An 18,104-nucleotide genomic window follows, 5' to 3' on the forward strand; every position below is an offset into this window, starting at 1 on the left:
GCCCTGAGCCCCTTTGCCCACGGCCTTTTCGGGAGATTCCGTCAGGCTTCCTCCCCCTTTCCGTGCACAAGGGCAAGCAAGATGAAAAAGATGTATAACCCTTATTCACAGGCAATGAAAAGACCCTTTATCCTCCTCCTGTTGCTGCTGCTCCTGTCCGGGCATTCCCGGGCGCAGGATCCCGGCATCCGCCGCGGCACGGATTCCGTGCGCGTCTATTTCCGTCAGGGCGAATCGCGCCTCGACCCCTATTTCCGTGAGAACGGCGCGCGCGTGCGCGCCTTCACCGAGCGTTTCAGAACCCTGCTGCAAGACCCCTCACGGCGCATACGGGGCCTGCGGGTCACCGCAGGCGCCTCCCCCGAGGGGAGCACCGCCCTCAACCAACGCCTCTCCGAGCGTCGTGCCGAGGCCATCCGCCGGATGGTCTCCGGCTATTTCCCGCACGAGTTCGGCTGGCTCTCCACCGTCCCGCAAGGCATCGACTGGCAGGGGCTTGAACGCCTCGTGCTCTCCGACGAGTACATGCCCTACCGCCACGAGGTGCTCGACATCCTGCGCCACACCCCCGAATGGATCACGCACAACGGCCAGGTGGGCGACGGCCGCAAGCGCCGGCTGGGCATGCTCGGCGGGGGCTACGCCTGGCGCTACATGGAGAGCCGTTTCTTCCCCGAGCTTCGCGCCTCCACCCTGCGCGTGTGGTACGAGTCGGAGGAGGTTCGGGAAGCCGCCAAGGACACCGTCTACATCCTGCCCCCCGAACCTGCGGAGTCCGTACCCGCGCCCCTGGAGCGCAGGCCTTTCTACATGGCCGTGAAGACCAACCTGCTCTACGACGCCGTGGCGCTCCCCAACCTCGGGCTGGAGTTCTACTTAGGCCGCGGCTGGTCCGTAGCCGGCAACTGGATGTACACGTGGCTCAAGAGCGACCGCCGCCACCGCTACCACCGCATCTACGGCGGCGACCTCGAGGTGCGGCGCTGGCTGAGCTACGGGCGCAAGCCGCTGACGGGGCACCACATAGGGGTGTACGGGCAGCTGCTTACCTACGACCTCGAGTGGGGCGGCAAGGGGTACCTCGGCGACCGCTGGAGCTACGGGGGCGGCATCTCCTACGGCTACTCCGCTCCGGTAGGGCGCAGGCTTAACCTCGACTTCACCATAGGCGTCGGCTACCTTGGCGGCGAGTACTTCGAGTACGTGCCCAAGGGTTGGTGCGAGACCCACCAAAGGGAGTGCTACCTGTGGCAGGCCACGAAGCAGCGGCGGTGGTTCGGCCCCACGAAGGCCGAGGTGTCGCTCGTGTGGCTGCTGGGCCACGATAACGTAAACAAAAAGAAAGGAGGCAAGAGATGAAAACCTATAATACGATGAAAACGGGAAAGCACCCGTTCCCTTCCCGCACCCTGCGGGCGCTCGGCGCCACGGCGGCCGCCACGTTGCTGGCACTCTGCGCGGCCTTAGTAGCCGCGCTCATCGCCGGCACGCTCTCATCCTGCGAGCACAAAGGGTTCTGCGACCCCGACCCGGCGGTGTCGAGGGTTCGCGTCATCTTCGACTGGCGCAAGGCGCCGGGTGCCGCCGTCACCGGCATGAGCCTGTACCTCTACCCCGAAAGCGGTGGCGAGGCGCTGCGCTACGACTTCGACAACGCCCTTGGCGGCGTGGTGGAGATCCCCCCCGGCACCTACAAGGCCTTGTTCCTGAACAACGACACGGAGAACGTGCTCTTCCGGGGCACCGGGGGCTACGGCACTTTCGAGGCCTACACCCGGCAGGCCCACCTGCTCGAGCCGCTTGGCTTGCAAGGCAGCCCGGCGGATGCCAACCCCACGGGCGAGGCCGTTGCGCTGCCCGCCGACCCCCTCTGGGCCGGCAGGGACAACGCGGTGGAGGTGCTTGCCGCGAAAGCCTCACCCAACTCCGCTTACGACCAGGAGCTGACCTTCTTCCCCGAGCGGGAGACCCCGCGCTACACGGTTGAGGTGCGTAACGCCGAGAACCTGCGCTACGTCTCGGCCATGAGCTTCTCCCTGTCGGGACTCTCGGGCAGCCTGGCGGTGGCCTCCGGCACCCGCGACGCGCTGCGCACCACCATCCCCTTCGAGGGGCGCACGGATGCCGACGCCGGCACGGCCACGGGAAGCTTCCACGCCTTCGGGCTTTCGGCCTCGGGCAACAGGCTCCGCACGCTGGTGATATACGTCATCCTCACGGACGGGAGCAAGCAGTTTTACCCGTTCGACGTGAGCGGCCAGGTGAACGATGCCCCGAACCCCATGGAGGTGCGCATCGTCATCGACGGGCTGAAGCTGCCGCACCCCATAGTGGAGCCGGGCGGCGGGGGCTTCCAACCCACGGTGGACGACTGGGTGGGCGAGACGATAGAGATGGAGATGTGACCTTATGTGATGTGGTTCCCTATTATATGGGCCGGGGCCGCCGGATACCGGCTGCCTTGCCGATTGTTTATCAACTGTTTTATTAACCCTTTTATCAATTGTTTTATTAACTATTTTAAATTATCAACGACATGAAAAAGAATGTATTGTTTTTAGCTGCGGGCCTGCTGGCGTTTGCCTCCTGCTCGCAGGACGAGACCACCGGTCTGGACAACGGCGGCGCCATCAAGTTCCGCCCCAACGTGGGGAGCGTGACGCGCGGCCCCATCCTCACCACGAGCAACATCGCCTCGTTCAAGGTGAGCGCCTCCATCGCTGCCGCGCCCGCCAACTTCTTCACCGACCTCCAGGTGAACAAGGCCGGCTCGCAGTGGAACACGGCACAGACCTACTACTGGCCGGGCACCGGCACGCTGCGCTTCTTCGCCTACTCGCCGGTGGACGTGGCCACGGTGTCGGTGACTCCGACGGCACAGACCATCAACAACTTCTCGCCCGTACAGGCCGTTGCCAACCAGAAGGACGTCGTGGTGGCCTACAACACCGGCACGAAAGCCGCCAACGAGGCATCGGGCGTGGCGCTTACCTTCAAGCACATCCTCTCGCAGATCGAGGTGAAGGCCGAGATTGACGCCTCCGCCGTGGCAAGCTATGAGATCAAGGTGCTGGGCACCAAGCTGGGCCGCATCCCCTCCACGGCCAACTTCACCTTCCCGACGTCTGTTGCGACGGGCACGCTGCCCCAGACCCAATGGTCTGCAGCCGCCACGCCGGCCGACTACGGCACGAAGCTGGATGCCGAGGTTACGCTGGACGGCTCTGCCAAGAAGGTGACCAAGGACAACTTCCTGATGATCCCGCAGCAGCTTACGGCGTGGGACGGAGGCAGCACCGCCAATGGCGCTTATATCGCCGTGCTCTGCCAGATCTCGAGCAAGAGCGGGGGCAACACCACGCAGATCTTCCCCAAGGTGTCTGGCAAGTATGCCTACGCCGCCGTTCCTGTCAGCACCAACTGGCTTCCGGGCAAGAAGTACACCTACAAGCTGAAGTTCCTTGGCAGCGGCGGCGCGGGTGAGGTAGACCCTAACCAGACCAACCCCGACGACCCGAGCGACCCGAACGTGGACCCCACGCAGAACAACGGCGGCGACCCCGTATTGGGCGGCCCGATCAAGTTCACCGTTACGGTTGACGAGTGGGACGAGCTGGCCGAGGAGGAAGTTAGCCTGTAAGAGGATGCCCTCCACGGGCATATGACCCACATCAACAGGACTGCGGGGGTTGGACCGGCCCCATACATCCGGCCGGGGAGGGCGCAATCCCTCTGTCCCCCGCAGTCCGCTTAATACCACTGGCCGCCAATTAACGCCAACCACTAACCACTGATAAACGCTAACCACTGATAAACGCTAACCACTAATAAACGCTAACCACTAATAAACGCTTGCTTATGAGAACTATTGTAACAATGAGAATTATCCGCCCGGCCACGACCTTCCGGTTGCTTCCGGGCGTCGTGCTGCTGTCCGCCCTGCTGTTTGCGGCGTGCTCGGACGAACATGAAACCGGACACCGCGCGGGGACGTCCATCGGGTTTGCCGTGACCGCGCCGCAGGGGGCGGGGGACGCCCCCTCAACCACGCGTGCCGCTGCCGACAGCGTTCCGCACTTGGAGATAACCCCCATCGGTGGGGAGACGTCGGACGGCGGGCAGGAATTGTACCTGCACACCCTGACGGAAGAGGGCATCGCCACGGATGAGGCACGGGAAGCCGGTGCCGGCGCTTCCGAAGAAAGCGGCGGCGCAACCACCAAGGGCGCCCCGGTGACAACCGCCACCATGCATGCCGACGCCACGGTGTTCGCCGCCGTATATCCGTCCGCCGACACGTGGAACAACACCGTTGCGCCTAACTACTTCTTCGACACGCAGGTGAAGAAGTCGGAAAGCTGGACGACTGCCTACTACTGGCCGGGCACGAACAAGCGGGTGGCTTTCTTCGCCTACGCCCCTCACCACTGCGCGGGCGTTACCCTGACCACGGGCTTCACCACACCCGGAGCACCGGCGTTCAGCTACACCGTTCCGGCGGCCGTGGCCGCCCAGACCGACCTGCTGACGGCCTCGTCGGTGGACGTGGCGGGGGTGCTGCACGCGCCTGCGCCGCTGGCATTCAGGCACGCGCTGACGGCCGTGCGCTTCGAGACGGGCAACCCGCTGCTGCCGGGTACGGTGACGAAGATAACGCTGAAGGGAGTGTACGGCACGGCGACGCACCGCATAGGGGAAAGCACATGGAGCGCATACTCCAACACACGCAACTTTGCGCAGGTGCTGAACGTGACCACGCCCGACCCCAACGTGCTCGGTGCTCCGATCACGCAGCCGGCGGCGACGTTCATGATGATCCCGCAGACGCTGCCCGCAGGTGCGCAACTGGAAGTTGTCTACACCGACAAGCTTACGAACACGCAGCGCACGCTCACGGCAAGCATAGCGGGTAAGGCATGGCCTATGGGCAAGACGGTGACCTACCGCATCAGCACGTCGAGCATCTCGGTGGTGCCGAGGCTGAACGTCATCGCCCCGGGTGACTTCGAGCATACGGGAGGCACGCAGAACTACACCGTATCCAGCTATCTGGAGGTGACACGTCTGGGAGACGCAACGAAGACGCTGCCCATGGCGTGGACGGTGGAGTACTCCACGGACAACGGGCTGAACTGGAGCAATACTAAACCGACGTGGCTGACGACGTTCACCGAGAGCGGGCCCGGGGGTAACACCCCGGCGGCGCACCAGGCCACGGCCGCGGCACAGGTGAAGGTGATGTATGAGCCTAACAACGACAACCTGCGGGCTGCATCGCCGAAGACGAACTGGAACCTCTCGAACGCCACCGGTGCGGACGCCGTGCAGAACACGGCGAACTGCTACGTAGTGAACGCGCCGGGAACGTACCGCCTGCCGCTGGTGTACGGGAACGCCATCAAAAATGGCAATCCTAACCCTTCGGCCTATACCTCCGCGGCAACCGGAACCAACGTGCTGGTGAACTTCATCAACCATCTGGGAAATGCCATTACCAATCCTTATATAGGCAGCAATGCGGGCTGCACGCCTGCCAATGCCACACTCGTGTGGCAGGACGAGCAGGACCTTGTGACCGGTGTGGGGCTGTCGGGGGGATTCCTGACGTTCACGGTGGCGCAAAGCACCATCAAGCAGGGCAATGCTGTGGTGGCGGTGCGTGACGCATCCAACACCATACTCTGGAGCTGGCACATCTGGGTGACGGACTATGTGCCGGGGACAGGCTTGAAGACCATTACCAACTTCCAAAACTATAATTACACCATCCTGCCCGTGAACATAGGCTGGTGCGACGAGAGAAGGGAGAACTATGCCGGACGGGAGGTGAAAGTACGCTTCAAACAACAAACTACCCAAGGGTATGCAGGAACGACAGAGACGGTGACGGTGAAACAGAAAGCACATACTAATATTATTTTAGGTGATAATACCTATTTCCAGTGGGGACGTAAAGACCCATTCGTGGGGGCGCATGCGGGAAACATCAACAAGACTTGGTATGATGCATCGGGGGCAACCCACACCGACGAGCTTCCTGCAACAAGCAGCTTCCCATACGAAGATGTCTGCATCACTTCCGGTATCACCCAGCCTAACACGTTCTGTACTAATAATTACATGGATTATAAATACGCCAACCTTTGGAGTGCGAACAACACTGTTTACACAGCTAACGACAACCCTGTTGTAAAGACCATCTACGACCCTTGCCCCGCAGGATATAAAATGCCTCCGAGCAATGTCTTTACAGGTTTTACCACAACGGGACAAAACACGAGTAACTCATCTCAGTTCAATGTGCAAGGACCTTGGAACAACGGTTGGAACTTCTATTGCGACCCGAGTAAGACCCAAACCGTATTTTTCCCGGGGACGGGCTGGCGGAACGGCAGCTCAGTGCCGAGCTTGGTGGGCTACGACGGCACCTGTTGGTCGGGGCCGTACTACACGGGCGGCGGGTGGAACCTGGGCTTCCCCACGGGCCACATGTTCCCGCTGAGCGGCAACCATCGGAGCCTCGGCTTCGGGGTGAGGGCGGCCCAAGAAGAATAAAGGGAGCGAAGCGACCGCGTGGGCTTCCCCTACTTTTCATATAATATTAATCAAACAAAACGAACATTCATGAAAAGAGAACAAATCCGAGCGCCGGCTTCTTGCAAGCAAGCATCCTGCCTGAAACCTACCTGCCTCCACCGAAAAGAGGTGCGCATGCAGATGTTAAAGGAAGGAGTATGCGAAGCGGGAAATGCCGCATATACGAGGCCGATAAGCTCGCATATGCGAGACTGTCAACGTCGCATATACGAGACAAGCAACGTCGTATATGCGAGACAGGCAGCCTCGAATATACGAAACAATCAGCCCCGAATATGCGAGCCTTGACAACAGCCCGGCAAGTCCCCGGTGAGGACACCGGGGGAAGAGACAATCCTTTTATTATCAACCAAATAAACGAATCAGATTATGAGTGTAAAGTATAAATTGTTACAGAAAAAGAACCCGATGAAGAAGAACGATCCTGCCAAGTGGTATGCCATCCCCAACAGTGACAAGCCGTTGGCGCAGAAAGCCCTGACCCGTGCCGCAACGGCAAACACCACCACGGCACCCATCGAATTGGAATCAGCCATGGAGCTGCTGGCGGCCTTTATCCCGCAACAGCTTCAGCAGGGGCACACGGTGAACGTGCCCGGTATGGGTACATTCCGCCTCACCTTCAAGAGTGAGGGCGTGGAAGACATCGACAAGTTCAATGCCGGGCAGATGATAAAATCGCCCCGCATCGTCTTCACCCCCGCCAAAGAACTGCGTGAGAGAACTCTGCAAGGCATCAGCTACGAGAACGGCGGCGTACTGGAAAACAAAATCAACTACGCCTCGCTGGCCGACTACCGCAAAGCGAAAGGGATTCCCGAACCTACGCCCGGCGGCACGGGCGGTAGCGGCACGGGCGGCGGTACTCCCGGCGGCTCGGGCGGCCAAGGAGAGAATCCGCTTGGTTAGCGGTTGTTAGCGGTTAGTGGTTAGTTGTCAGTGGTGAGCGATTAGTGAGTGGTGAGTGAAAAACAGAAAGCACTCATCACTTGCCGCTCACCACTTATCACTCACCGCTCACCGTTCACCACTCATCGTTAACCGTTCATCACCCATCGTTAACCGCTCATCGACTAACCGTTAAACACTACTACCATGGCCCCCTATCGAACTATCAAAAGAATACGTGCGGCGAAATTCCGCAAGAGTTGCCTTATAAACATCGACATGAGGGGTGCATTGCCCACAGCCTACGACCGCTCGGCGCTGATATTGCACGCCATATACCCGCAACTGCCGTTTCGGCACATGACCGGCGAAGACGGAAGGACACGGCCGATGGTGACGGACATCCCGCAGAGAATCATACTCGAGGTGTGCCGCAAGTACCGGTTGGTGGAGGCGACGGCGAGGCTGGTGGATGGTGGTTATGGGAGGTCACCGCATTACTTCAGCGCCTCCAACGTGTAGCCTTGCTGTTGCAGCAGGTTCAACAGGCCGTTGTCGCCGGGCAGGTGTCCGGCACCTACTACGAAAAGGGTGGGGGCCTCGCTCATGATGGCGGGCATCTTCTCTGCCCATGCTTTGTTGCGGTTGTCAATCAATGCTTCCATTTCTCCGGGCAGAGGGTCGCAAGCGTCGCCGCGACGTTCGGCCAGCAGTTGCTGCACGATATTCAAATCCTGCTTCTGATAGGCTGCAATCACACGTTTGACCTGTCCCACGGTTCTGTCGATGTCACTCGCCATGCAGTGCAGAAGTTCTGCCTGACGTTTCAATGTCTGACTATTGAACAGGATGTCCACTTGCGATTGGGCTGTTTCCAGTCCGCCCACTTTCTTGCCCTGCTGCTGTGCCTGTCGCTGAAAGTAGGCGTCGAGCTGCTCCTGCGGGTTGAAGCCCGGCGTATGTCTCATGTAGAGTATCACGGCAAGCTGTTGGCTGATGGCGGCCGGCTTCAGCTGCGCCAGCATGGCGATGTCCGCCATCATGTTCTCTTTAATCACTTTGCCCACTTCTTCATACTGTTCGGGCGTGAAGAGGCTTTGCAGCGTACTGTCCTCGGGCATCATCATCTGCTGTTGCATGCTTTGCATGAAAGCGGGCGACATCATTTCGCTCATCACTACTTCGCCGTAAACCTGCGTGGTTTCGTTCACGGCTTGCGGCAGGGCGGCAATGCTGTCTTTGATGCCGAGGGGCGAGAGGTGGTAGGTGCCGAAGATGTACGACGGCTTTTCCAATCCATTGCCGGAGATTTTCCACAAGAGTTGCGCATGGGCGCTCTGCACAAGGCAGATGAGCAGGAGGAGGCTGATGATTTTCTTCATTTGTTCTTTTGTCTTAAGAGTGTGAATTGTTTAATCTGCTTGTTCGGTCGTTGCCTGCGTTTCCTGCGTCGGCGCCTGTCCGGTCGTCTCCGCCGCTTCCCCGGCGGTTTCCTCTTCCACACGGATGTTGAAGTAGTCTTCCAGTTCCTTTTCGGCAGAGTTATGCTCGTTCTTGATGTCGCGGATGATGACGCCGTTTTCCAGCAGGGCGATGCGCGGACACACGTCTACCGTATGGTTGAGGTTGTGGCTGGAGATGATGACGGTGGCACCATGTTCTTCGTTATACTTCTTCAGCAGGTGCTTGATGATGGACTGCGAGCTTGGGTCGAGGAAGTTGAACGGCTCATCCAGAATCAGCAGTTGCGGATGATGAAGCATGGCCGAGATGATGCCCACCTTCTGTTTGTTTCCCATGGAGAAGTTGCGGATGAACTTTTTCTGTCCCAGCACCTCGCCGTTCATGAATCGCTCGAAGGGAAGGAGACGTTCGTCCACCTCTTCTTTCTTCAGTCCGTACATCTTGCCGATGAAGTGGAAATACTCTTCGGGCGTCAGGTAGTCTATCAGGAAACCGTCGTCGATGAAGGCGCCCGTGCCTTTTTTCCACTCTTCGCTCCGGCTTACGTCGGTGCCGTCGATGGTGACGTTTCCTCTGTCGGCTTTCAGCAGGTCGAGGATGAGGCGGAAGAGGGTGGTCTTTCCGGCACCGTTGTTGCCCACCAGCCCCAGCATGTCGCCCTGATGGATGGTATAATTCTTAATGTCGACGGCAACCTTGCTGCCGAAGCGTTTCTGAAGGTCTGTAATCTGTATCATTTGGTCTATTGGGTTTTAACGTTCTTGTTTGCTTGAATTTCTATTTCTGTCTGCTGTCTCTGAATCCTTCCATATTCCGGTAGCGGCGTTTCATGAAGCGATGGTAGACGTTTCGCAGCCAGAGGCGCGAGGTGGCGATGAATGCGATGCCGATAAAGATGAAGATGACGGCCACGGTGCTTTCGTCGAACAGCGCCTGCAACGTGTATAGCAAGAGCAGAGGTACACCGAAAGCAGCAAACGAGATGAGGTTCTGCATTCCTGTTCCTATGTTGCGTTGAGTCATTTTATTGTTCAAGTCCACCGTCTTATTATTGTAGACAGCCATCTGGAACATGCAGAAGTAGACAAACCCCGGGATGAAGAAGAACCACGAAAGGCAGGTCAGCAGCGTGACCTTTCCCATCACGATGGCCGGTATCATCAGCAGGAGCGGGATAACCTGCCCGCAGGTGTAGATGGTATATTTGGCCTGCAACAAAGCGTAAATGCTCTCCTTGCGGCTCATCAGCCCGTCTATGTAGTTGCCCTCATAGCCCATGATGGTGCTCAGGAAGAGGATGCCGAAAAGGACGAAGTTGTACATCACGAGGAAACTTTTCATCCCTCCCTGATAGGTATTGGTAAAGGCAATAAGCAGGCTGAACATGATGACCACGCCTCCGGCTGAATAGATTGCGCGTCTGCATATCTTGTTGCGCAGCAGTAGTTTCAGTTCCAGTTTCATGTATTCGCCCACTTGTCCGTAACGTTCGAGGAAGCGATATTCCGATACACGCTTCACTTGCACGGTGGTGTCTTCCACCTTGTTTATTTCGTTGTACACCATGCGGCCTATCACGTAGCGATTTATCAGGTAGAAGCATGTTATGACGGCCAATGTACCGGCAAAAGTGAGCGGATTGCCCTGAATGAATCCCTCCCCCACGTCGGTGGAGAAGCTGAACACCGGGCTATTGTCAGGTATGAACATGACGGCGGCAATGGCTCCGTAAACACCCACCGGAAGCAACAGCCACCAGAAACGCTGCCCCATCAGCGTGCGGCAGAGCAAGTACCAGTAGTTGTTGACAAGCATCAGCAGCCAGATACCTGATAAATAGGTGATGACTCCCGCAACTCCATAGAAGCGGGTGACGGTGATGACGGCAAACGGTACGAAGAAAAAGAACCAGAAGAGATTGAACAAGTCCAGCCCCGAACGGAGCAGCAGACAGTCGATGAGCCGGCGGCGCTTGATGGGCAACAGCATGTAGGGCTTTACTTCTTGAGTGGGTGTCTTCTGGAAAGGCATGCGGGTGACAAAGTCGAGTGCAAGAATGAACATCAGACCGGAATTCAGAATGTGATAAGGCTCCGTGGATTCGCCTTGCATGGCAAAGGCAAGCATCGTGCCGAAAAAGATGAGATAGCCTGCCCAGAAAGCGGTCATCAGATATATCCAGAACTTAGCGAAACGGCTCTTCTCGTACATCGGGTTGCGCTTGTCGGCCAGCCTTCCGTGTTTTCGCAATACTAAAAAGAGGTTCATTGTGGGATATGTATTTAGTTGGTATGTAAAAAGAGGATGTGACAAAGGCTGAATGGCCGGCATTGCCATGATATGATTCAGGCACGGGCTTCACTGATTGATGCGGTTTTATGAGCTAAACCCGTGGTCTCCGTGCAATCCGTGCCTGAAAGAAATCACATAGGCATTCTTTTTTTTGATACACCCTTTTCCGTAAGTCGGATTATGACACTCTGCCTGTGCTTATTTGGTTTCGGGCACAGTCAGGATAACTGTGATTTTGTTGCCTTGCTTCAGAATGTCGGCGGCAAACTGCTGTATGTCTTTGGCGGTAACAGCGCTTATCGTAGCCTCATAATCCTTGGTGTTGTCTATGCCGGTGCTGAAGTATTCGTCCAGATTGCCCAGCCAGTAGCCGTTCTCTTTCTGGTTGTCTTTATACTTCTTCAGCATATATTCCTTAATCTTTTGCAGATGCTCGGCAGTAGGACCTTCGGCAGCCACCTTTTGCAGTTGCTGGTCGATGATGCCGTTCAGGTGGTCTTTCTTGGCAGGGTCGGTCTGGTAGACGATTTGCAGAACCAATTGCTCTTTCGGGGCTTTGGTCAGCGATCCGTGAGTGTTTACACCGTACGTACCGCCTTCCTTCTCGCGCACTTCCTCCGTATAGACAAGGTCGAGGGCCTGCGTGAGGAAACTCATCAGGATGCTGTTCCGCAGATTGTATTTGCATTGGCCGCTGTATAGCATGATGATGGTGGCCATGGGCGTCTGTTGCTCTTTGGCATACTCTTTTACGATGTTGCCCTTCTGTATGTCTACATGGTTGTCGCGGATGCTCTCTTTTGCGGCACCGGTAGCGGGCAGCGCGCCGAGATACTGTTCAATCAGCGGTTTGTCCTTTTCAAGGTCGATGTTGCCCACAAAGTAGAAGTTGAAGTCGCCTGCATTGGCAAAGCGTTCCTTGTAAAGCTCGATGACACGGTCGTAGTCGATCTTGTCCACCATATCCGGTTTCAGGTTGATGATGCGCGGATGGTTGTTGTACATCACTTTGCTAAGGGTGTCGCCTATGGAAGACAAAGGGTTGGCTTCCGCACTTTCCAATTGCGCTTTCAGGCGGCTCTTGAAGGAAGCGAACGCTTCTTCGTCCTTACGCGGGGCCGTGAAAGTCAGATAGGTGAGCTGCATCAACGTCTCGAAATCTTTAGGCGAACAGTTACCGTTTACATATTCCTGCGTACCACCCACGCCGGCATTGACGGAAACCTTCTTTCCGGCAAGCATCTTGGTCAGCTCTACCTTGCTGAAGTTGCCGATACCTCCGGCAGAAAGTACACCATTCATCACATGCTGGTTGAAGTTCAGCGCATCTTTGGTTTCAAACAAGCTGTTTCCGCCGGCACTGTATCCTTTCATACGGATTTCGTCAGCCTTGAAATCGGTCTTCTTGACGTACACTTTCACTCCGTTGGAGAGCGTCAGCTCGGTAGTGCCGTAGATGGCATCCTGCTTTTCCGAAACAATCTTTCCGCCTTTGGGAGCTTCTTTCATAAGCGGTTCGTTCGAAACCTTGTCCACATACGCTGTGACATCGAAATCCTTCATTCCTTTCAGCAGGGCCACAACTTCCTCTTTGGTAGGATACTTAATGCCTTCTTTCTCAGGAGTGGCAATGAATACCACTTGATTGGTGTCTGCCACCAACTGAGTCTGAACTATCTGATTGATTGCAGCTACCGGGATGTTGGGAGCCACTTGGTTCATGGTGTTGTACTCGAACTCGATGCCGGGAATGGGCTCGGCATTCAAGAAATGCTGCACATATTGCCTTACGTAAACGTCGTTCTTGTTCTTCTCGCGTTCGGTGTAGGCCGACTCCAGACGTTGCAGGTAGTTGGCGCGGGCCCGCTCGTATTCCGATTCCGTGAAACCGAAACGGCGGACACGTTCCACTTCCGTCAATACGGCTTTCAAGGCTTCGCCTATGCCCTCGGCTTTACTGCCGGCGCTTAGCGTAAAGGCTTCTTTGGTCTTAGATAGGAAGAAGTCGTCATATCCGGCACTGGCGTATATGAAAGGAGGGTTGGCCGATTGGCGCAGTTCGTTCAGGCGGTTATTCAACATATCCATAGACATGTCCAACAGATAGTCCTGCAACATATACATCATGTTTCCTTTGATGGAATCCGGCGTAGCGTCTTGCTTGAAGAAAATCATGAAGCTGGGATCGTCCACTTCTTTGTCCTTGCCGATATAAACCAACGGCTCTTTGTTGTCCGATACGGGGAAGTAGATGCGTTCTGCGGGGTTGACGGGTGCTTTCACATCTGCAAAAGTCGCTTTCAGTTTCTGTTCCATGGAGTCTACGTCGATGTCGCCTACGATGACGATACCCTGCAGGTCGGGACGATACCACTTTGCATAGTAGTCGCGAATGGCTTGGTAGGGAAAATTGTCGATGACATCGATGCTGCCGATAGGCATGCAGTCGGCATATTTCGAGCCGGGATATATGACGGGTTGTGCTTCGGTGTAGAGACGCAAGAGTCCGCTGTTGCGGCTGCGCCACTCTTCGTGAATGACGCCGCGTTCTTTGTCAATCTCCTTATCTTCCAGCAATACGGCATTGCTCCAGTCGTGCAGGATGAGCAGGCAGGAGTCTACCACGTTTTGGTTCTCGGTAGGCACATTGCTGATGTTATAAACCGTCTCGTCTACGCTGGTATAAGCATTCAGGTTGACGCCGAACTTGATTCCTTTTGTCTCGCACCAAGGAATGATACCCAATCCTTTTTCATTACCGGGGAAGTTCTTGGTTCCGTTGAAACACATGTGCTCCAGAAAGTGGGCAAGTCCGCGTTGTTGGGGCTCTTCGAGAATAGAGCCGACTTTCTGGGCGATGTAGAATTCAACGCGATGTTCCGGCAAGGCATTGTGGCGGATATAATAGGTCAGGCCGTTGTCTAACTTTCCGATGCGGACGTTCTTGTCAACCGGAATAGGAGGCATCTGCATTTGCGCAGATACTTGTTGGATATTGCAGCAAATAAGCAGTGCAATCATCCAGAAACAGTGTAATAAGTGCTTCATTATTAAGTAATATTAATTGGTTCTTGTTCTATCTGTCGAAGCCGTGAAGGATAAATCACAGCAGATGAATGTTTTTTTGATTTGCCGGATGAAACTTTATCGGACGGCTTCGCGGATGCGCACCAATTTCGTCAGTAGGTCTTCCAGTAAATCCAGTTTCAACATATTGGCGCCGTCGCTTTTCGCCACAGCAGGATTTTCGTGCGTCTCGATGAACAGACCGTCTGCGCCTACGGCAATACCGGCTTTGGCCACCGTTTCTATGAGTTGCGGCATACCCCCCGTCACTCCGCTGGTTTGGTTGGGTTGTTGCAGAGAGTGCGTCACGTCCAGAATCACGGGGAAGCCGAATGTTTGCATTTCGGGAATTCCCCGGTAGTCGATTACCAAATCCTGATAACCGAACGTGGTTCCCCGTTCCGTAAGCATGACGTTCTTATTGCCGGCTTCCACCACCTTGTCTGCTGCAAAGCGCATGGCAAGCGGGGAGAGGAACTGCCCTTTCTTGATGTTGACGGTCTTGCCCGTTCGGGCTGCGGCTACCAGCAAATCTGTCTGTCGGCAGAGGAAAGCCGGAATTTGCAGGATATCTACATATTCGGCGGCCATCGCGGCTTCATCGGCCGCATGGATATCCGTAACGGTGGGCACTCCGAAAGTTTCATGTATCTTTTTCAGTATTTTCAGTGCCTTTTCATCACCGATACCCATGAAGGAGTCCGGACGGGAACGGTTGGCTTTGCGGTACGAACCTTTGAATACGTATGGGATTTGCAGTCTTTCGGTGATAGCCGTGATACGTTCGGCAATTCGCATCGCCATCTCTTCTCCTTCGATGACGCAAGGGCCTGCCAGAAGAAAGAAATTGCCGGCAGGATTGTTTTTCAGTTCAATCATATCTTTTATTTTAATATTATATGTCTCTTTGTTAATTCGCTTTCTTCTGAGGTTCGTCTCTACTCCGGGGCAACTCCGTACCAACGCCTTCCTTCCTTTGTCTTTTCTTCGTATTTTCTTCGATCTCTATATGCGAAGCAGATAAGAACTTGATAAGAACTTGGTACGAACTTGATACGAAGCAACTGCTTTATCGACGATAAGCCTCTTCCGCTTTTCTGAAAAGTATGGTTTTAGTCGGGAATTATCAGAGTGACGGCCTCGTGTAAGATACCGATGTCCAACGGGAAGTGGCGGTCCAGAATACGTCCGTCCAAATCGACGGATGCGTTTTGTGCCCGCAACACCTTTACTTTCTGGGTGCGGTAGGGCATAACTACCTTATGGTTGAGAATCCGGCCTTGGATAAGCATCCATAGTCCCGACCAAAGTTGCAGCAGTTCCGGACGGTGAATGACGGAGACGTCCAGCCAGCCATTATAGGGCACTGCGCTTGGCGCTTGTCCGTAGCCCCATGCACTGCCTATGCAGACAGTCATGATGCGTCCGCGTATATGTTCGCCGTTTATTTTGAGATGCATCCGGTACAGCTTACGTTCGAAAATAATGGAAAGCAGTGCCATGAAATAGGAGAGGACCTTGACGCCCCAGAAACGTTTGCATTGGTCGGTGATTTTCACGATGCGGGCACCCAGCCCTATGTTGATGGCATTGAGGAAATAGCGGGTCAGATGCTTTTCGCCATCGTAGTAATGGCAGGTTCCTACATCAATCTTCCGGCGTCGGTTGTTGATGATGCAATCCACGGCTTTTTTGTAGTCCTGGCTCATCTCCCAATAGTCGGCAAAGTCGTTGCCTATGCCGTTGGGGATGATGCCGATGGCAATGTCTTTCTTATCGGGGGCATTGGAAAACATGATACCGTTGATGACATCGTTCAATGCACCGTCACCTCCTACTACAACGATGGTACGGTAGCCGTTGTTGGCAAGAAATCTTGCCAGACGTTCTACCGAGCCGAATCCTTCGGACTGCAGGTAGTCGTAAGCCACGCCTTTGGAGTCCATGTATTCTTTGATTTCTTTCCATCGTTTCTGCACTTTTCGTGTCCCGGCTTTGGGATTGTATATCACTCCCCATTTTTCAGGTTCTGTACTCATAGAATTGTTCCTTTCAGTAGGTTCTAACATTTTCTTTTCACATCAGCGTTGCAGTCTTTTCGCCAAAGATACTAAATCTCTTTGAGTTTTGCTTTTACAAAGGCTATCTTTTCTTCCATCGGGCATCGGGCATTTATCCAATGAATGGTGAATCCGCGCCGTTCCATACCTCGAAACCATGTCATCTGCCGTTTGGCAAATTGATGAATGGCTATCTCCAACTGATGGAACATTTCATCGTAATTCAGCTTGCCGATTATGTAAAGCGTCAAGTATTTATATTCCAGACCGTAATAGATAAGGTCTTCCGGATGGATGCCTTGTTCTATCAGTTGCTTCACCTCGTCTATCATTCCTTCTGCCAGCCGTTGACGCAGGCGATGCGTTATTTTTTCCCGACGTAGTTCCCGGTCGATATCCACTCCGATAATGAGACTGTTCAGGGCAGGGAACGGACGCTCTTCTATGGGAGTGTGGGCATAGAACTCTTCTATCTCGATGGCGCGTATGGCACGTTTGGCGGTATCCACATCTGTGGTGTTGTGCAGATTTTTGTAGCCTCTCAGTATCTTGGTCAGTTCTTCCAATGATTTGCCGGCCAGACGGTTGCGCAGTTCCTGATTTTCCGGCACGGGCAATAGTCGATAGCCTTTCAATACGGATTCGAGATACATTCCGGTTCCTCCGCACACAATGGGCAGGCATCCTTTTTGCCGAATGGTTTCGTAAGCATTGAGAAAGTCGCGTTGATACTCGAAAACATTGTATTTGTAGCCCGGATTGGCAATATCAATAAGATGATATGGAACCTGTTTCTCGTTTACAATGTAGTCAGCAAGGTCTTTTCCGGTGCCAAGATCCATGCTTCGGTAAACTTGTCGTGAGTCAGCACTGATAATTTCCGTATGAAGTTCGGCGGCCAATGTCGCGGCAAACAGGGTCTTCCCTGAGGCTGTGGGACCCAATATGGTGATTAAATCGTAGTGAGGCATGGTATGATTATTGTTAATCCAATCACAAAGATAAGGTAAAATCGTGAGTTATTCCATCATTCTTATTTGAATTTATGGTCTGGAGTATCGCTTTCTAAAGGAAGAAGAGGGGAGAGGAATAAGTGGGGCTTTCTTCTGAAAAGGTATGATGAAGTTCTTTCTTTGCCTTCCTAAGTATTCTTTTTTTGTATCTGAACGTTTTTAGAGGTTACGAAGATTGAAATGAGTGCTACCTTTTTTATACTTATTAGAAAAGGATGGGAGTTAGAGAAATATATGACTCCCATCCTTTCACTTCCATTTAAGGGTGCTCCCAATTAGTTTCTTTTATTCATTAGAAAATAATTCCCATTGGATGTTTTACGCTTACGCTGTTGTGATTTCTACTACCAGATGAAATAATTAAAGAAGTAGAATGCTGCCGCCCATCTCCTGTCTGCTTTGGTATAGCCGATGGTTTGATTACTTGCATTGGCAACTCTGCCGTTACTGATTTTTCCGATGAGTTGGTTGTTCTTGTTTCTGACAGAACCATCCTTTCCTATTTTTCCGATAAACTGGTTGTTTTTATTGTAATATGAACCATTGCTGAATTTACCGATCATAGAATTGGTCTTAGAGAAAATCCGACCGTCGCTGCCTATTCTTCCTATTTTCTGATTATTTTTGTTGAAAATCTATCATTTAGGTCTAAGTAATTGGCTATGAACAGCCTTATGAGTTATGAAATGCAGTAGGTAATGATTTAGCGACCTATCTTCAACAG

The 18,104-nt window shown here is 54.3% G+C and carries 14 protein-coding genes; 6 read left to right on the forward strand and 8 right to left on the reverse strand.

The features are described from left to right. Positions 1–81: 81 nt before the first annotated feature. The 6 genes from EV202_RS11680 to EV202_RS11705 all read left to right on the forward strand — a co-directional run bounded on the left by EV202_RS11680 (position 82) and on the right by EV202_RS11705 (position 8,007). The gene (locus EV202_RS11680) at positions 82–1,359 is read left to right on the forward strand and encodes a DUF3575 domain-containing protein (protein ID WP_234878292.1); all 1,278 of its coding nucleotides are present in this window, start codon (positions 82–84) and stop codon (positions 1,357–1,359) included. Then, entirely contained in the window at positions 1,356–2,405 is a 1,050-nt protein-coding gene (locus EV202_RS11685; RefSeq protein WP_131927173.1) for a DUF5119 domain-containing protein, read from the forward strand. Before EV202_RS11680 ends, EV202_RS11685 begins: the two co-directional genes overlap by 4 nt. 131 nt (positions 2,406–2,536) lie before the next feature. Next, a complete protein-coding gene (locus EV202_RS11690) occupies positions 2,537–3,640 on the forward strand; it encodes a fimbrillin family protein (protein WP_106068253.1) in 1,104 nt (367 codons plus the stop codon). A 218-nt stretch (positions 3,641–3,858) separates the two neighbouring features. Then, positions 3,859–6,555 (forward strand): fimbrillin family protein, encoded by a 2,697-nt coding sequence (locus EV202_RS11695; RefSeq protein WP_131927174.1) that lies wholly within the window; start codon positions 3,859–3,861, stop codon positions 6,553–6,555. A gap of 411 nt (positions 6,556–6,966) precedes the next feature. Further along, positions 6,967–7,506: an HU family DNA-binding protein gene (locus EV202_RS11700; RefSeq protein ID WP_131927175.1), complete on the forward strand. Its 540-nt coding sequence runs from the start codon at positions 6,967–6,969 to the stop codon at positions 7,504–7,506. A 186-nt stretch (positions 7,507–7,692) separates the two neighbouring features. Next, a complete protein-coding gene (locus tag EV202_RS11705) occupies positions 7,693–8,007 on the forward strand; it encodes a hypothetical protein (protein WP_131927176.1) in 315 nt (104 codons plus the stop codon). Here EV202_RS11705 and EV202_RS11710 read toward each other — a convergent pair. The 8 genes from EV202_RS11710 to EV202_RS11745 form a co-directional block, all read right to left on the reverse strand. Then, the gene (locus EV202_RS11710; RefSeq protein WP_131927177.1) at positions 7,983–8,867 is read right to left on the reverse strand and encodes a TraB/GumN family protein; all 885 of its coding nucleotides are present in this window, start codon (positions 8,865–8,867) and stop codon (positions 7,983–7,985) included. The two genes, EV202_RS11705 and EV202_RS11710, sit on opposite strands and share 25 nt — an antisense overlap. Before the next feature lie 30 nt (positions 8,868–8,897). Next, positions 8,898–9,686, reverse strand: a complete 789-nt coding sequence (locus tag EV202_RS11715; RefSeq protein ID WP_131927178.1) for an ABC transporter ATP-binding protein — start codon at positions 9,684–9,686, stop codon at positions 8,898–8,900. Positions 9,687–9,726: 40 nt separating this feature from the next. Beyond that, complete coding sequence (locus EV202_RS11720; protein ID WP_131927179.1) at positions 9,727–11,217, reverse strand: DUF5687 family protein; 1,491 nt, start codon at positions 11,215–11,217, stop codon at positions 9,727–9,729. Between the two features lie 222 nt (positions 11,218–11,439). After that, a complete protein-coding gene (locus tag EV202_RS11725) occupies positions 11,440–14,289 on the reverse strand; it encodes a M16 family metallopeptidase (RefSeq protein WP_131927180.1) in 2,850 nt (949 codons plus the stop codon). A 96-nt stretch (positions 14,290–14,385) separates the two neighbouring features. Next, positions 14,386–15,186, reverse strand: a complete 801-nt coding sequence (kdsA, locus tag EV202_RS11730; protein WP_131927181.1) for a 3-deoxy-8-phosphooctulonate synthase — start codon at positions 15,184–15,186, stop codon at positions 14,386–14,388. Between the two features lie 233 nt (positions 15,187–15,419). After that, positions 15,420–16,346: a diacylglycerol/lipid kinase family protein gene (locus tag EV202_RS11735; protein ID WP_106070476.1), complete on the reverse strand. Its 927-nt coding sequence runs from the start codon at positions 16,344–16,346 to the stop codon at positions 15,420–15,422. 71 nt (positions 16,347–16,417) lie between these two features. Further along, positions 16,418–17,338 carry a tRNA (adenosine(37)-N6)-dimethylallyltransferase MiaA gene (gene miaA, locus EV202_RS11740; protein WP_131927182.1) on the reverse strand — a complete coding sequence of 307 codons (921 nt, stop codon included), beginning with the start codon at positions 17,336–17,338 and terminating at the stop codon, positions 16,418–16,420. Positions 17,339–17,724: 386 nt separating this feature from the next. Next, positions 17,725–18,015, reverse strand: coding sequence for a 5-fold beta-flower protein (locus tag EV202_RS11745; protein ID WP_394364525.1), 291 nt, complete (start codon positions 18,013–18,015; stop codon positions 17,725–17,727). Between the last annotated feature and the right edge of the window lie 89 nt (positions 18,016–18,104).

Origin of the sequence: Prevotella heparinolytica (assembly GCF_004342845.1) — a bacterium.
Lineage (GTDB): Bacteria > Bacteroidota > Bacteroidia > Bacteroidales > Bacteroidaceae > Bacteroides > Bacteroides heparinolyticus.

Coding starts and splice junctions, on each gene's coding strand:
- EV202_RS11680 (WP_234878292.1), top strand. CDS start 82: ATGAAAAAGATGTATAACCCTTATTCACAGGCAATGAAAAGACCCTTT.
- EV202_RS11685 (WP_131927173.1), top strand. CDS start 1,356: ATGAAAACCTATAATACGATGAAAACGGGAAAGCACCCGTTCCCTTCC.
- EV202_RS11690 (WP_106068253.1), top strand. CDS start 2,537: ATGAAAAAGAATGTATTGTTTTTAGCTGCGGGCCTGCTGGCGTTTGCC.
- EV202_RS11695 (WP_131927174.1), top strand. CDS start 3,859: ATGAGAACTATTGTAACAATGAGAATTATCCGCCCGGCCACGACCTTC.
- EV202_RS11700 (WP_131927175.1), top strand. CDS start 6,967: ATGAGTGTAAAGTATAAATTGTTACAGAAAAAGAACCCGATGAAGAAG.
- EV202_RS11705 (WP_131927176.1), top strand. CDS start 7,693: ATGGCCCCCTATCGAACTATCAAAAGAATACGTGCGGCGAAATTCCGC.
- EV202_RS11710 (WP_131927177.1), bottom strand. CDS start 8,867: ATGAAGAAAATCATCAGCCTCCTCCTGCTCATCTGCCTTGTGCAGAGC.
- EV202_RS11715 (WP_131927178.1), bottom strand. CDS start 9,686: ATGATACAGATTACAGACCTTCAGAAACGCTTCGGCAGCAAGGTTGCC.
- EV202_RS11720 (WP_131927179.1), bottom strand. CDS start 11,217: ATGAACCTCTTTTTAGTATTGCGAAAACACGGAAGGCTGGCCGACAAG.
- EV202_RS11725 (WP_131927180.1), bottom strand. CDS start 14,289: ATGAAGCACTTATTACACTGTTTCTGGATGATTGCACTGCTTATTTGC.
- kdsA (WP_131927181.1), bottom strand. CDS start 15,186: ATGATTGAACTGAAAAACAATCCTGCCGGCAATTTCTTTCTTCTGGCA.
- EV202_RS11735 (WP_106070476.1), bottom strand. CDS start 16,346: ATGAGTACAGAACCTGAAAAATGGGGAGTGATATACAATCCCAAAGCC.
- miaA (WP_131927182.1), bottom strand. CDS start 17,338: ATGCCTCACTACGATTTAATCACCATATTGGGTCCCACAGCCTCAGGG.